This window comes from Paenibacillus sp. PK4536 (assembly GCF_028594455.2).
GTDB lineage: Bacteria > Bacillota > Bacilli > Paenibacillales > Paenibacillaceae > Saccharibacillus > Saccharibacillus nuruki.
On record NZ_CP126313.1, the window covers coordinates 4032807 to 4048566 of the forward strand.

Genomic DNA, 15760 nt, shown 5'->3' on the forward strand with positions numbered 1-15760 from the left:
AACGCAAAAAAGCCGATCCTCGCATAGTCATTCTATGCAAAAATCAGCTTTAATATACGTTTATGTGGTTTTTAAATCAGGACTACATTTTGGAGAGCCTTTCGGTACTCTGTTCCTTGTCTCCAGCAAAACGGGAGTGACGGACAACTTCTTTTAGCCTGCTTTTACCTCACTCTTTCTTATCTTTCGATAAGTCAGCAGGATCGAGGGGAACAGCACATCTTTCCGTATCTCCAGCAAACGGGAGTTTTGGAGTGAAGCTAAATTACACCCTTACTTTAGCATAGCTTATCAATTGACACAATAGAAAAATCATCATATCAGTCAACCATTAAAGGTTGCATCTTTCTGAGAAAATAATATATAAGTTACTACTATTCCACCATATCAAATGATTCAAGTAATTGGATTCGATAGACACGATGTTCATCTGTTTCCTGTTTGGCAAGCGTAGTTAATGTACTTCTTTCAACCTTAGTAAAGTTTATTTTTACTATTTGTTTTAGATTGCTAAGTTGCTTTAGACTTAATTCATTTTCGAGTACAAACTGAAGAGTTGAAAAACAAACCTCTTTGTATTTGTACAATTCTCCTAAAACTTGCTCATCATTATAATTATTGCTCCTATTCCAAGCATGAAAGCGATTAGTAACTTGAGTATGTCCATCGCTTGTATTTATATTGTGAATTGCTTCATTCTTCAGTTTGAGCAAATCATTAACTGTAGTCAAAACGATTTGATAATTCATCAATTTTTGCTGCATTTGTAGTTGATTAGCTGAACGTGCTGTTTCTACATGCTGCTGCTTTAATTCGTTTGTCTGCATTTCAATTACTTTTCTTTGAAGTGACAATTCTTGAGTTTGCATATCTATTGATTCTCTTTGTAGTTTTAACTCTTTACTTTGAACGGTAATCGTGTATATTAATCCTGCAAATGCTAATCCAGAGAATAAAGCATTCACTGCTCCAAACATATCTCCTACTATTCCACGGTAATTGGAATCTATGAATCTATTAATATACCAACCCGATCCACACCAAAGAGCAACAATCGAAAGACCAACTAGTATTATTAGTAGTAGCTCTTTACCTTTTCCTGTCTTTTTTATCATTTAACATATCTCCACCTATTTTTAAACTTATTTACAAGTATCTTGCATATATTAACTATCGTCAATACAATATAAGAAATTATCTAAAAACTAAATTAGCCATTCCACTTGAAGTAACAAGAAGTCAATTCTATTTTGTTAATAAATAGAATTGACTTCTTATTTTATTTGAACATATTAATTAGTAAAAGTACCATTAGGGTGGCTCACAATGGTATTAACTAATCTACGCTGTTCTCCTTCATCTCTAACAGTAGCATTTATTGTATATTTTGCATCTTTTCCACTATGAAGTATATTGAGTGGATCTAAAACTTTGATATTGCCATACGCAATATTGGTAACGCTAAAATTTCTGCCTAAAGTTATAGTATATGTAGAACCAGTAAGTTGAGAATATCCTGTTATAGCTTCTATTGTTGTACATGGGATAGATTGATAACTTGAGCTTGTGCTCTAAATGAAGTAGCAGTACGACTATATTGTTGAAATCCTACTCCACCTGCACTAACGGCTTCATGAATCTGGCTAGAATTTTCAGTAGATAGAACTGTATCTTCTTCAGCTACTACTTGAATATCAGCTAGTCCTAAATCGTTGACGATTTGTTGTACTTGTTCAGTGGTGAGTTGAATGCCAGGATTAGCTTTTTCGATTTCAGCTATTTTTTCACTAATTTTATCGTACCCTCCTGGAGTTACTACTCTTATAGCAGATTCTTCACCTGTAGAAGCATGTGCTATCATATTTTTAGATTGAAAACTTACAAGTAGAAATAAAAAAGCAACAAATATAAATAAAAATTTAAAAGTTTTTCTTATTTGTTTAAATTTCATGATATCTATTACCAACCGTTCTCTATAATATATATTTTCTTTATAGATGAAAGAGATTAACTATCCACTATTCACACGCTACTCCATCACGATCCCGATCTAACTTCGTGCTATAGCCTGGCTCACCTTCAAGCAATGGAGCCTTCCCGGCAGCACGAACGGCTGAACAATTCTTATATGATACATATTCTTCCGGTTCATCTTCCATTACAGGCTCTGCCTCGACCACGGACTCCTTCTTCGTCTCCACTTTTTTCAAAGATTCAGCCACTACTTCGGCTTTCTTGTTAGTTACTTTAGCTGGTTCTTGCTGTGTAGTCGTACTTGATACCTGCTTCTCTTCAACAGCCATAGTAAAGAGAATTCGCGTTCCATCTGAATAGTCACTCAACTTATTTCCAAGCCATGATCCTGCACTACGATTGTCAGAGGACTCTACATAAGCCACATCTGCTCCCTCGCCGCCTTCTACACATATTGCCATCGGCCACTCATCTCGATCATAATCTTCTTTTGTAGCTATACCAGCTAGTGCTTCTTTACGGCTCGTCTCTGCGCCGGATCGGTCAATCGTGCATACTGCTGGCTTTCCCTTTGCAATAGCTGTCATAATATGACTTGCTGTTTGAGGGTATTTTGCTGCTGGAAACTTAACTACAGTATCGTACGTAGTATCATCAATGATGGATGCTGATTTGGATGCATCTTCTTTTGTCGATGTATCCGTCAATTCGGTAACTGACTGTTTAGCTTCGGCTTAAACAACCTAATTGGAGTTAGAGCTTGACTCCACTGCCAATGAGTTCATTTTCGCTTGTTCAGCTTGTCCATTACTAGTACCGGAGATTAAAGAGATGATTGCCCAGGTCATACCAAACCCACGCTGCATCTTATTTAACTTTCTCCATTGGAAGAAGATCATAATGTATGGAATAAACATCCATCCAATGATCTTCCAAACTTTTTACTTTTCATTCTCAATACTCCCTATGCTCATTTAGGGATTAAATCGGGTTGATTTTCTGTTTTACTAATATGTAGCCCTCAGGTTTCAAATTATACCTTCCTAATACAACGGAATACTAAGTGGATAAGTGAATAGCGAATAATGTCGGAAAATAGAACGTTAGCAATTGATTAATTTATAAATAAAAGGTAGCTACATTATAACTATATAGCTACCTTTTATTTATAAATTATGAACTTTCTAAGCACTCAAGAACTTAAATAAGTATTCTAACCAATTTTAAAAGTTATATTTATCCAGCCTTCTTTAGAGGGATCAATATATGAATAAAGTACTGTTCTCATTAGATCTTTATCAGAAATTGCATATTTTAAATTTGTGTTTAAATTATTATATCTTATTTTGATTTGCTGATATTTATTTGTGTCTAGCCACTCTACCAATCGTCTAGCTTCTTTCTCATTGAACAAAGCAACCGTCATTTTTTCAACTCTGATATTTTCACATTGTGGAAAAAAGTGCTCAAATGAATCTGATATATATAATAGAAAAAAAATTCATCTTCTTTAAAAAATAGCATACCTTTCTCATCCATCAAACTGTTCACTTCATTTATAAATTTTATAATGATTTTAGCAGTAATTTTTAATTCTGACTATAATATAAATACATTTATTTGATGTCATCGCTTTTTATATTTAATACTGGTTCAATTTCAAAGTTGGGCGCTTGTTCAAAATTAGCTTTATTTTTTTTGAGAATTTTCAATTGCCAGTCTTCATGATAATAATAAATTATATCCTCTTTAAACTCTCTCACTCTATACCTAATACTTTTATTATTTATATACGAAATTACTAAATACAATAATGTCGAGGATAAAAAAGTTATGAGAGAGTAAAAGAATAAATCATTTATAAAACTAAAATCTTGTCTGAAAACTAAATAACAATAACCTGAACATAATGTCATTATCGTAAAAATTTTAAAAATCAATTCTAGTATTTCGAGAGAATATTTAAATAAATAAGAGATTATTTTTTTAAATAATGATGACGTGTAGTTTTTTTCATACCAAGAATGATTGAAGTAAATTATACTATTTTTTATAAAAAGATTATTCTTGACATACTTATTAAAAGTAGAAAATCTCTTCCATAGTTCTCGTAAATTTTTCTCATCTTGTACTTTGCAATAAGTATGATACTGTATAAAAAATTGATCGTATGCATCTAATGTATTATAGTCATTTTCTGTTATTAGTGGAGAGTTATCCCCCTTAAGTAAGTTCATCAATTCTATAAATTGTTTTGATTTTTTCTTCTGATCAACTTCATATGCAATATTTCTCATGAGAATAAACACAGGATACCATACTTTAATTGATTCCTCCGTTTTTGTGATAAAAAGTTCATGTTTTTTATGACTTCTATAAATAAAAAATCCTATTATTATAGAAAATAAAGCTAAAAATAAAGTAAGTTGTTTTGAATAAGTATCTATTTCGCGCATGAAAATGTCCATTTTATACTCCTCTCTTCTTTTTTACAATTATTGTTAATTGACAAATTTCAACACTTAAGGTATTTGTAGAATTTTAATTTGATTTTTATACTTAAAATATGAAGATGCAAATCATTGAAAAAAACAGAATTATCACTACATTATTATTGTTTTTTATATTCTGATACAATTTTAACTTCTAAATATGTCCCTAATATCCAAGAACTGAATCCTATTAAGCTCCAGTAAAAAACTGCCCAAAATGAGAATTCCCAAAAAACCAACCAAAAAGCAAACAAAATCTCACAGATAATTATCCCAAAAGCATTACCATGTTCTCTTAGATGCTTATAGGATTCTATAAATTCTTCCTTTGGTAATTTTTCTGATTCTGACTTTTCACAAAATTCGGATAACTTAAATCTGCTTTTTATTTTCTCTTTTTTTGCACGATATTCACTTAACCTTTTATAAAATTGATAATTTAGGGAATATACTGTAGTTAATAATAAATAAGCAAATATAACTATTATAATTGAAACACTATGCCTCCATGAATCATTGAAAAACACTATGGTTAGAACCAAAAATACAATTAATAATATAATTAGTATAAAAGTTGAAATAACCTTTTCTTTTCTATAAAATTGTTTTATCAATCCAATACTATCCCTCAAATTTCCAGTTAATTTTTGGTAAATTATATTATTATTATCTCTATACTGATTTATTTCTGTTTCATTAAACCAAAAACTGATTAATACTGCTCTTACACCATGTAAAACTAGAATTAACATACTTGAAAAATACATATATAAAAAACCGGCAACTGTAAGTATTTATAGTAGTTAAAACTGTAACTCCTGATTGAGTAAGAGTAATATTTATATTATTAGACAAAAAACTATCTATACTATTCTCAAGTCCAACAGATTTCAAAATTTCTTGCGTCCATTTAAGTAATGAACTTTTTTTATCCTCTTGTAGTGTATACGTAGTATCAAATAAAAAACCACTTACTGCTGATTGAGCGCTTTGGGGAGAGTCTTGGCTGTGGAAAAATGAATTACTAATCTCATTATTGTAGTTATAAAAGAGATAAAATAAGATAATAATCGCAAAAATTGTTCCAAGCAAATAACGTACCAAATAAAACTCCCAAAATCGATTTCCCACTTTATGTGCCCCTTTACATTTTTATTTACTCTTTAATCGCAACCTAATTTTTTAATAAAAATCGATCGTGTGATGGGCTGATTCTAACTCATTTTTGGAAAAGTCATATACACATTGTGTTTGGCTCGTATCACCGCGACATATATTAATCGATGTTCTTCTTAAAGTTTAGTTACGGACTCTGCTTTTTCTTACACTCTTTTCAGTTCACTTGACTAACTGATAGTGCTCTACTTGAAGAAAGGACTCCGTCGTAGATACCAATGACTAAAACGTTATGCATAACCAAGCCTTCTCTTATATAAATAGTTGTAAAACACAAAGTATTGTATTCTCTTTTGGATATGCCACTATTTTTCTTCATTTCTACTTTTCTTTTTGCACCCCATCATGATGAATAACTAAATATTTTTAGATTGAATAAGGCTGTACAGTCCTCTTGTTATACCAGTGATCTCTTCTTTACTATAATTTTTATTTATTGGAATTGAAGAAAGGACTCTATAAAATCTACATACTTCAAAGATTGGCTTCATTTTTGATTAATCTAACTAGGCTGTTAAAGTAATTTCTTACTTTATATTGATATAGGGATAAAGAAGAGCCGATTGTCTACTTTACTAATATGTATATATAGTCCTCAAATTCCAAATTGCCCTTCTTAATACAACGGAACCTTAAACTGATAAGTGTATAGTAAATAATGTCGGAAGATAGAAATTTAGTCTGTTATCTGCTGATTTGATAAAATCAAACAGCCTACTATATAATACTAGTACACTATTTGATTTAAATGCTTATTTACAGATGAGATTTACTATGCAGTTTGCTGCTGAGCATGATCCATTCACTGATAGACTCTTTTACTTTTATATTAATTATTTATATCCAAAAGTAATTTAGACTTAGTTAAAGTAATTAGATAATTCCTCAATTTGCTCAGTGATTTCATTAAACAAATTACAGACTTCTGTAATTATCTCTAATTGCTCATCCTCATCCATAAAGTAATTCTCATCTTCTTTCATCATCATTTTCTCATAAAGAACTTTATCTAAAACGCCAATTATAGTTGCACGTTCGTGTTTTCCTAGCAAAACAAAATATTTTGTTTTAAAAAGCTCGGAAGAGAAATTAAAGAAAACATCAAATGCACTCATAAACAAACGCTCCGCTTTTTCAGTAGACATTTCCTCTTCATCTAAACCATTATTTAGAGAAATTTCTTCAATAGCAATGTAATTAAAATAGAAGTCAGATAAAACATTTCGAAGTGTATACAATTCTATTAACACTTGTTGTTTTACAGAACCTTCTTGCTTGCTAATTTCAGCGGAAATATTTTTTTTTATTTCAATAGTAGCTGATACTCCAAACAAGCTTACAGACAGTTGTTTAACACCAAATTTATTGAATAGATTTTTCATGATTTTTCCTCCATTATTTTAAAAGTTTAATTTTATATAAGTTGTGATTATCGGTTAATTATTTACAATAAATCCATATTTATCATGCAATTATGCACAAAACATTTTATCTGGATGATACCCAAATTTGTTAAAAGCCAGTACTCAAAAATACCATGAGAAAAATGGATATTCATCAGAAAGTTAGTCAGCTAAAAAGTGCATTGTAACTAGAGCGCACTCTGTGTGAAATATTTTCCATCTTTAACAGCGTGCAAATTAGCTGAGTAACCTTACGACACTTGGCTATCTCTATAAAGTAATCTAATGATAATTTTGATAAAAATCTAACATACGACTTTCACTTGTTAGAAATTACAGACGCTTCACTAAAATAATGTCTACTTCTTGTCTACTAATGATTGCATTCAGATAGCCTTTTAGATTTCCTTTCAATACTCCATCTTGCATGAGCTTTCCTGTTCATTATTGCTGGATATTCTCTTTTAAAGTAGTAAAGTTTAAACCAGAATTTGTATAAGTTCTACTGACATCTCTAAAATAATACTGTTTCTTTTTAAATCCATTTTTTCAGCTTTTGAATTCATCTTATAAATACATACTTTAAAACTAAGACAAAAGATATATTATTATACTCAAACTGATTTTTTTGTCACTTTATGTAATTTATATTTATTTGTTATTTTTATTTTATAATATTGAAGAATAGTAAAGTATTATATTATTAGCATCCTTTGAATTGTTTATCATAAATAGACTAGTAAACTCTAAATGCAAGTGTCCATCTTGATGCAATAACATCAGTTTAAATGAGCCTTAGCAAATAGATAGAAAGTCTTCAACAGATTGAGGATTACTCGTTCTCATGCTAAAATCAAGAACAAAAGTTCCCAATATCAAACTGTAGTATGATATAGCCCTTTCTGCTTGCTAAATGAGTAAGTATCTATTTGAATTTCAGAAAAACTCAGGACTTTATAGCCTATACAAAGTTTATTGTAAATGAATCACAAGCAGATACTCAGATACATTTCAAACCATGGGAGCCATCGGGCAAGCTTTGTTCACCCGATTATCACATCGTAAAAGGATGATGACCTATGGCGACCTTTCGCAAACTTCCTAGTGGTAAATGGCAAGCACGTGTGTCCCGTGATGGACATGAACGTAGCATTGGAACCTTTCGGTCCAAAAAAGAGGCGGAAATCGAAGCCCATCGAGTAGAAGAACGTATATACTATGGACATATTCTTAATCAGCGTCATCTTTTATTTCAAGAGGTGGCTGCGGTATGGTTTCGTCACAAACAAAATGAATTAAAAGATTCTAGTGCCGAGCAACTGGAGGTAACATTGAGATTGCATATCTTACCTCGATTCGGTAACATGAAACTATTCAAAATTCGTCGATTAGATGTCAAAGACTGGATCCAAGATCGTATCGATCAAGGATATGCTTTCAAATCATGTGAGAAGTATCTGAGTTCATTAAAAAGTATTTTTCATTTCTGTATGCACGATCTTGAAATTTTGGAAAAGAATCCTGCCGATCGTGTACGTGTTCCGATCAAGGATAGCATCGATTCCAAAGTGAAAGTCAAATATTTCACCTTTCATGAACTTCATCAGTTGCTAGAGTTCATGAAACACTATACACCGAGACGATTCAAAGATTATCCGCTGTATTATACGTTGATGTTATTTTTGAGCCGTACTGGTTTGCGCATCAGTGAAGCGCTCGCTTTGCGTTGGGACGATCTGTCTGGCAACAGATTAACGATAGTACGCCAAACAAATCGAGATAAACACAATCATCTGACGATTACGTCACTAAAAAGTTATGCTTCGTACCGTACCATTCAACTGGACGATGATTTACTTGACTACTTGAAACAGTTTAAAGAAATCCAGCAGCAGATCATCCTCCATCCACATGAAGACCACTTGATCTTTCAAAATGCATGGGGTCAATATTTAACGCCTGCGGTCGTGCGAGAAGCATTTCAAGGTTATTGCAAACAAGTCGGCGTAGAATACAAAGGAACGCATGGATTTAGACATACGCATGCGGTCATGTTATTAGAATCTGGCGCCAGTTTACTGTATGTATCCAGGCGACTTGGTCATAGGACAATCAAAACGACCGCTGATACATACCTATCCATCACAAAAAAGATCGAAGAAAACGAACTCTACAAATTTGTTCAGTATGTTCCTTTGAAATCCTGATCGGCACGAAATCGGCACGCCGCCCAAATCATACATTCGCACCACCTTGATGAGGAGAGTAGCATTCATCTGTTCGTCGGCAAAATCACTCTTATCTTACACCTAACGAATTACCTAAAAACCCTTATCTGCTCTACGATTTCACTTACAACGGAGGATATAACACACTATGGCTCGTTCTTTTTTTTCACGCTTGGAAGGCAACAGTCGCGGCTGTCTTGCCTTTGAACCTTTTTTTCTAATCCCTTATAGTATGTTTGCTACGTATGCGACATTGTATATGTATCAACTGGGAATTAGTGAAACGAATATTGGCTGGATCACGACGATCAGTCTAATATTTCAAGTATTTTCTTCGTTTATTAGTGGTTATTTAACAGATCGCATGGGACGCAAAAAAGCACTGTTGTATTTTGATATATTTAGTTGGAGTGTAGCTACTCTGGTCTGGGCAGTATCCCAAAACTTTTGGTTTTTCCTTGTTGCTGCAATTATTAATGGGTTTCAACGGGTTCCTGCTACTTCATTTTATTGCTTGCTTGTCGAAGATACGAAGCCGGGGGATCGAACGTATATATTCACATTACTTCAGATTATTGGCGTTATCGGCGGTCTATTTGCTCCTCTTGGCGGTCTACTGGTATATGAATATGGATTGGTATCAGGGATGCGAATTATGTATGTGATTGCTTTTGTACTAATGACCTTTCAATTTATCGGTCGCCATGTGACTACACGTGAGACAGAGATGGGTTATCGCAAAATGAAAGAAACACGTGAATTGGGACTCAAGCAAAGTCTGGTTGACTATAGCGGTGCGATTCATGATATTTTGCAAAGCAAAGGGTTATTGTTGATTTTCAGTGTGTATATTTTGTTCAATTTCCAGACAACACTCAAAACAACCTACCTCTCACTCTATCTTGCAGATTATCTACATATTGACGATGGGATCATTTCACTCGTTCCAGCAATTTCGTCATTAATTATGTTGCTGACCTTATGGTTATTGACTCCGCGTATACCGGAAGGTGCTGTATACAAATCAATGATGGCTGGCTTTGCTCTGTCTGTTGTTTCCAATGTAATGCTTGTATTCGGCCCTGTACACAATCTAATCTGGATTGGAATCAGTACCATTTTAGCAGCCATCGGTATGATGATCAGCTCTCCTTATTTGGAGACAGCTGTAGCCAATGCTATTGATGATGAAAAGCGTGCCAAAATCTTCTCTATGCTATCTGTATTAATCCTACTGTTCACTTCACCTGCCGGAATTATCGGAGGATGGGCATATACGCTTGATCCACGTATTCCAATCTGGTTGATTACAGGTGCTTTTGTCGGTTCATACTTGTTAATTTTGATGTACCGTCAAGGTGTTAAGCGTGTAGGAACAGTCTGATTTTCTCAGAAAATAGAATAACACAAAAAAGCATCTTCTTTCCTGCATATCAATCATACAGGAAGAAGATGCTTTTATTTATATTACTGAGCCGATCCTAATTGAATCCAAGCTTGTTGAATTTCTTCGACGGCTTGATCTTTGGTTTTACTTTTGCCAATATACGCTTGCATAATCTCGCCGAATTTCTGGTGGAACGTATCTAAAGAATAGTTGACCGATAGATCGCCAGATTTTTCAGTTTTTAAGATTTCTTCCATTTCTTTAGGCATTTGCAAGTCTGGAAGTGGAGCGTCTTTGATCGGTGGAATTACTTTGGCGACTTGAGAGAACCAGTTTTTACCGTAATCTGACGTATACAACCAGTTGAAGAATTCGATGGTTTCTTTGGCTACAGGAGAGTCAGCGTTAATACGCAACGCTTGATCTGCGCCTGTAATAATCATCGATTGATCGGCTTTGTCACTAACAGGGTAACCCATAATACCCATTTTGAAGTCAGGATTGATCTTAATAATCGCTTCTTCATCCCAAGCGCCTTTACCTGTCATCATGGCTGCTTTACCTGAAGCAAAATCACTTACTTCTGCATTGCTATCACGTTCTAGTGGCTTATCTGTACCATACTGAACGGTCGTATCAATAAAAGCAAAGAAGTTATTGTATAATGCAGGGTATTCTTTAATCGTCGTTTCACCTGCAATAAATTTATTGACCAAATCTTTGGAAGTCACACCTGCATCCAGTGCCGCTACATCTACATAGTGTTGGAAAATATGTTTCCATACCCACCATTCTTTGTAAGCGTTCGCAAAAGGAGTAATACCTTTTGCTTCTAATTTTTTGATCGCTTCATCCATCTCTGCGATCGTTTTGGGAGGTTCTGTAATACCTGCTTTGGCAAATAAATCTTTGTTGTAAATCAGTGCGAACAGATTGCCTTTGACCGGTAAGCCCAACACTTTACCATCGGTAGATGTCATATTGGTACGTACCGCATCAGTCATTGCTGCCGCAAGCGGTTCGTTGGTTAAATCTGCACTGTAATCAGCATACGTATCAATATCTCCACCTGCCGTCGTCTGGAATACATCCGGTGTACTTCCCGCTGCGATACGAGATTTGAGGATGGTATTATAGTCGGCTTGCATAATTTCTAGATTGATCGTCACATTGGGTTTTACTTTTTTGTATTCTTCGATATAAGCATTGAATGCATCGGTGTACTCTGGAGAAGCAGTGAACATATTGATCGTTACTGCACCATCTGTACTTCCTCCTGAAGAAGCGCTATTGTCTGTTGTATCTGTACTGTTACCACAAGCGGCTAACATGGATAAGCTCAGCACAAGGGTAATAGGTAAGACCATCATCTTTTTGAACATATATCTGCCCCCATCTTTCAAATTCGTACGCACATAGCATTCATCATTCAATGCCTCTGCTGTACGGTATAGTCTTATTCTAGTGAAACTCTATTCAGATAAAAATGTAGATAAGTAATCTATTAAGGGTAAAAAAGTGAATTTATGAATACGCTTACTTATTTGCTATTGTCGATAATTGAGATCTATATTCTGAAGGCGATAATTGATAATAATTGCGAAAAGCTTTGCTAAAATAGTTTTTATCTTTGTAGCCCAGCATTTCGGATATCTCTTGTATTTTGAGTCCTTCTTCATTCAATAGCGTTTTGGCTTTCTCCATTCGCAACTGTTGTACATATTCATGAATCCCCATCTGATATTCTTGCTTAAATAACTTCATCAAGTACTCGCGGCTCAAGTAATATTTATCGGTAAACATCGAAATTTTGATGTCTTCAAAATAATGCTGATCAATATACGACCGAATATCACTGATATGAAAAGACTGCCGACTTCCTCCTGATTGGCGTACCTTTTCTGCATAATACGTAATAATATCGTGAACATGTTGTTCCCACTCAGCCATATTTATAATATCGAGTGAATGTATCTGTATTCGTTCTTTGCGTTGGCTAGCAATAGTTCCCTCTGATTCTAATGACCTCTGATCCAATTCTCTCGTAATCTCATACAATTGCCCTTCCAAATCATCCAAACTATATTCCGCCATATACAGACTCAGATAAGGAGACTGCTTCATCATGCTGATACATTCATCAGCAATTCGATGAATTTGAGGAAAATGTCCATTTTCAAGCAACGTTCGTATCTGAGATATTCGTGAGCATAAGCTATGCGACTCTACTTTAGAAGCACGTTGTTCATAAGGGATGATTAATGAGCGATTCAATTCCAAAATATTGACTTGCTCAATCATATGTTTTCCTTGCTCATAAGCAGTCGCTAACTGCTGAATATCATTAGACGGCTTGCCTGTACCTGCGATAATTTGAATATCTAGCAACTGTTCTAAGTTCTGAATTGAACTCCGAACCCGTTGTTGCACAGCATAATGAAGTTCTTGAGGATATGCATGCCGGGCATGATAGATTAGAATCATTTCACGTTCGAGTCGCTGATTAGCAAAACAGAAATAGTGAAGTCCATCTTCTGTACATTCATTCAGCACATTCGCAATCGCAAAGTGTAATAGACTGGTATCTCCATAAAAGCGCTGACGGCGTACTTGCTCCAAGTTCAGAATACGCAATACAACCGCTCCATGATAACAGTTCTTATCTTCTGCTCCAATCATCGCTAACATCTCTTCGTTCCCTTGCTTTTTGAACCGTTTCTCGACCAGCGATTGATAGATCGTTTCTTTTAACTTGGGTACAGACATATTAAGTGTGCGATGTTGTTGTATATTGTGCTGATTCTGTTGCTGGCGTTGTTGTAACAGATGAACCGCTTTGCGTAACGTATCATTTAATTCATGTCGATTGACAGGCTTGAGCAAATAATCTAATACTTTTGAACGGATAGCTTGATGAGTATATTCGAAATCGTTGTATCCACTAATCACAATCGTTAACATATCGGGATAGTCTTGTTCGACTTTTTTCAGAAATTCAACACCATTCATTCCTGGCATTTTCATATCGACCATTACTAGATCGATAGGATGTTCACGCAATATCGATAACCCTGCTTGTCCGTTGATTGCTTCATAGATATGACTGATCTCTAGATTGTCCCACTCTCCCAATATGCGAATTGCTTCACGCAACGGTTCTTCATCATCCAGAATCAAAATACTATACATAAGATTTGCCCCCTTGTGGTATATACATGCTTAATTCTGTTCCTGTGTGATTGCTATCAATAAGTAAACCTGCTTGTTCTCCGTATAAAATTTGTAGACGTGTATGCAGATTTTGCAGCCCTATATGACTGCCTTCACGCTCGATAAATGTTTGTTCAAATGAAGACAGCACTTGCTGTAACCGTTCTGGCGAAATACCGGGTCCATTATCTCGTACCGTAATCAGTACATCTTGATCAGTTAAATGAGCTGTAATCGTAATCATCACGGGTTCAGACACTTGTTCAACCGCATGCTTGATCGAATTTTCAACTAACGATTGAATTGATAATTTGGGGATCGGTAACTGAATCAAAGAATCGTCCCAATCAACTGTCATCTGTAGGCGACTACCAAAGCGTGCTTTTTGTAAAGAAAGGTAGCGTTCGATATGCTTGAGCTCTTCACTAGCCATTACGATATCTTTACCACCGATACAATAACGAAGTGTTTGCGCTAGATTATCGACCATATCCGCTATATCTAATCTGCCACTTCGCAGGGCTTTGGTTGAAATCGCTTGGAGAGCATTATAGAGAAAATGAGGATTAAGTTCAGCTTCAAGCGCTTTCAAAATCGCATTTTGTTCTACTAATTTCATTCGATAACGCTCATTAATAAGTTCATTGGTATTGCGTACCATATCGTTAAAATGTCGGGTGAGATGAGCAATCTCGTCTTGCCCTTTGACAGTGGCTTCAATCTCAAATTCTCCACTACTGAATCGATTCATCTGTTTGGATAAATGCCCTAAAGGACGGGTAATTTCATTTGCCAAAATCGTTACCAATGCAAATGCAATCAGCAAGAATCCTGCACCAATCAAATAACTCAGATTACGTGTAGTATTAGCGACTTCATAAATCTGGCTATACAAAATAGGCTTCATTAATGTCCATTGATTGGGCTTCGATTGATTGTACATGACCATATAACGCTCATGATCGATTGTCGATGTTAACGGATCACTGGTTTGATTTTGCAACTGGGTAATCAGACCACTAGCCACCATCGACTGATAAAAAGCAGGATCGTCTACATAAAAAGGAATATGATTAGCATCTGTAAAAATAAGATGTTCACCTTCATGGATCGAAGTATCTTGCAAAATCGTATCTCGCGCAGAAGGATTAACATAGAAGGTCAAAATCGCCTGCGGTTGGCGAGAAGCTATCGAACGTAGCACACGATGATACGCCATAAAGCTATCTTGCTGTACCAAATCATTGGGATCTACAGGATTGAGTGCCAGCGATTGAAAATATTGATTATCGGCTTGTTGGAGCACATGGTTATACCACGGTTGATTAACTATCTCGCTATCGTATCCGGAACGAGAAGCAATATTATACGATTCACGACTGACCGAGTAATACTTCTTTTCTTTGACCATATATAGAGAAATGGCATTCAGATCACTACGTCCAAAATACAATCGGCGTAAATAATTTTCCAGATACATCCGTGAAGCATACTCTTCTTTCTCATTCATAATCGCATGGATAAGGTCATCATATTGCAGTTGTGGCAAAGAATACTGAGCGATCCCTTCCATATAATCTTGTAGATTACGATTGACTAGCAGTAAATTATTAGCGGTACTGTCGATACTATTTTTCACCGATTCTTTGCGAATCATCTGATAAGAGATCACTGTTAATGAGGTCACTACCAAAATAATAACAGATGTGAATAAGATCACGAGCTTGTATAACAATCGACTGGATAATAGATTCCAGATAGCGGTTACTCGTGACTTCATTGCTATAGCATATCGCCTAAAATAGGGATGAGTATTCGTGAATCTACTGTTTACCTTTCTCCCCATTCCCTGTTCATCTCCTATCATTGTATTTCTTTTGCTGTTCACCT

Annotated in this window: 12 protein-coding genes and 1 pseudogene; 2 read left to right on the forward strand and 11 right to left on the reverse strand. The window is 34.9% G+C overall.

The features are described 5' to 3' along the window. Window positions 1-374: 374 nt before the first annotated feature. The 8 genes and pseudogenes from PO903_RS17845 to PO903_RS17875 all read right to left on the reverse strand — a co-directional run bounded on the left by PO903_RS17845 (window position 375) and on the right by PO903_RS17875 (window position 7024). Window positions 375-1115 carry a hypothetical protein gene (locus PO903_RS17845; protein ID WP_273594166.1) on the reverse strand — a complete coding sequence of 247 codons (741 nt, stop codon included), beginning with the start codon at window positions 1113-1115 and terminating at the stop codon, window positions 375-377. Window positions 1116-1528: 413 nt separating this feature from the next. Continuing rightward, entirely contained in the window at window positions 1529-1951 is a 423-nt protein-coding gene (locus tag PO903_RS17850; RefSeq protein ID WP_273594167.1) for a hypothetical protein, read from the reverse strand. 67 nt (window positions 1952-2018) lie between these two features. Then, on the reverse strand, window positions 2019-2303 hold the full coding sequence (locus PO903_RS22320; protein ID WP_502921695.1) for an excalibur calcium-binding domain-containing protein: 285 nt from the start codon (window positions 2301-2303) through the stop codon (window positions 2019-2021). Between the two features lie 3 nt (window positions 2304-2306). Next, a pseudogene (locus PO903_RS22325) lies at window positions 2307-2618 on the reverse strand (NucA/NucB deoxyribonuclease domain-containing protein); the annotation flags it as partial. A 972-nt stretch (window positions 2619-3590) separates the two neighbouring features. After that, window positions 3591-4442, reverse strand: coding sequence for a hypothetical protein (locus PO903_RS17860; protein ID WP_273594170.1), 852 nt, complete (start codon window positions 4440-4442; stop codon window positions 3591-3593). A 143-nt stretch (window positions 4443-4585) separates the two neighbouring features. Further along, window positions 4586-5218: a hypothetical protein gene (locus PO903_RS17865; protein ID WP_273594171.1), complete on the reverse strand. Its 633-nt coding sequence runs from the start codon at window positions 5216-5218 to the stop codon at window positions 4586-4588. Then, complete coding sequence (locus PO903_RS17870; protein ID WP_273594172.1) at window positions 5163-5597, reverse strand: hypothetical protein; 435 nt, start codon at window positions 5595-5597, stop codon at window positions 5163-5165. The genes PO903_RS17865 and PO903_RS17870 overlap by 56 nt, the downstream gene beginning before the upstream one ends. Window positions 5598-6502: 905 nt before the next feature. Then, a complete protein-coding gene (locus tag PO903_RS17875) occupies window positions 6503-7024 on the reverse strand; it encodes a hypothetical protein (protein ID WP_273594173.1) in 522 nt (173 codons plus the stop codon). 1100 nt (window positions 7025-8124) lie between these two features. On the opposite strand from PO903_RS17875, the gene PO903_RS17880 reads away from it, so the two are divergent. Further along, the gene (locus PO903_RS17880; protein ID WP_273594174.1) at window positions 8125-9252 is read left to right on the forward strand and encodes a tyrosine-type recombinase/integrase; all 1128 of its coding nucleotides are present in this window, start codon (window positions 8125-8127) and stop codon (window positions 9250-9252) included. Between the two features lie 169 nt (window positions 9253-9421). Continuing rightward, complete coding sequence (locus PO903_RS17885) at window positions 9422-10657, forward strand: MFS transporter (protein WP_273594175.1); 1236 nt, start codon at window positions 9422-9424, stop codon at window positions 10655-10657. Between the two features lie 83 nt (window positions 10658-10740). On the opposite strand, the gene PO903_RS17890 is transcribed toward PO903_RS17885, so the two are convergent. The 3 genes from PO903_RS17890 to PO903_RS17900 form a co-directional block, all read right to left on the reverse strand. Next, a complete protein-coding gene (locus tag PO903_RS17890) occupies window positions 10741-12042 on the reverse strand; it encodes an ABC transporter substrate-binding protein (RefSeq protein ID WP_273594176.1) in 1302 nt (433 codons plus the stop codon). A 154-nt stretch (window positions 12043-12196) separates the two neighbouring features. Further along, window positions 12197-13849: a response regulator transcription factor gene (locus PO903_RS17895; protein WP_273594177.1), complete on the reverse strand. Its 1653-nt coding sequence runs from the start codon at window positions 13847-13849 to the stop codon at window positions 12197-12199. Next, window positions 13842-15650 (reverse strand): sensor histidine kinase, encoded by a 1809-nt coding sequence (locus PO903_RS17900; RefSeq protein WP_273594178.1) that lies wholly within the window; start codon window positions 15648-15650, stop codon window positions 13842-13844. The genes PO903_RS17895 and PO903_RS17900 overlap by 8 nt, the downstream gene beginning before the upstream one ends. Window positions 15651-15760 lie beyond the last annotated feature (110 nt).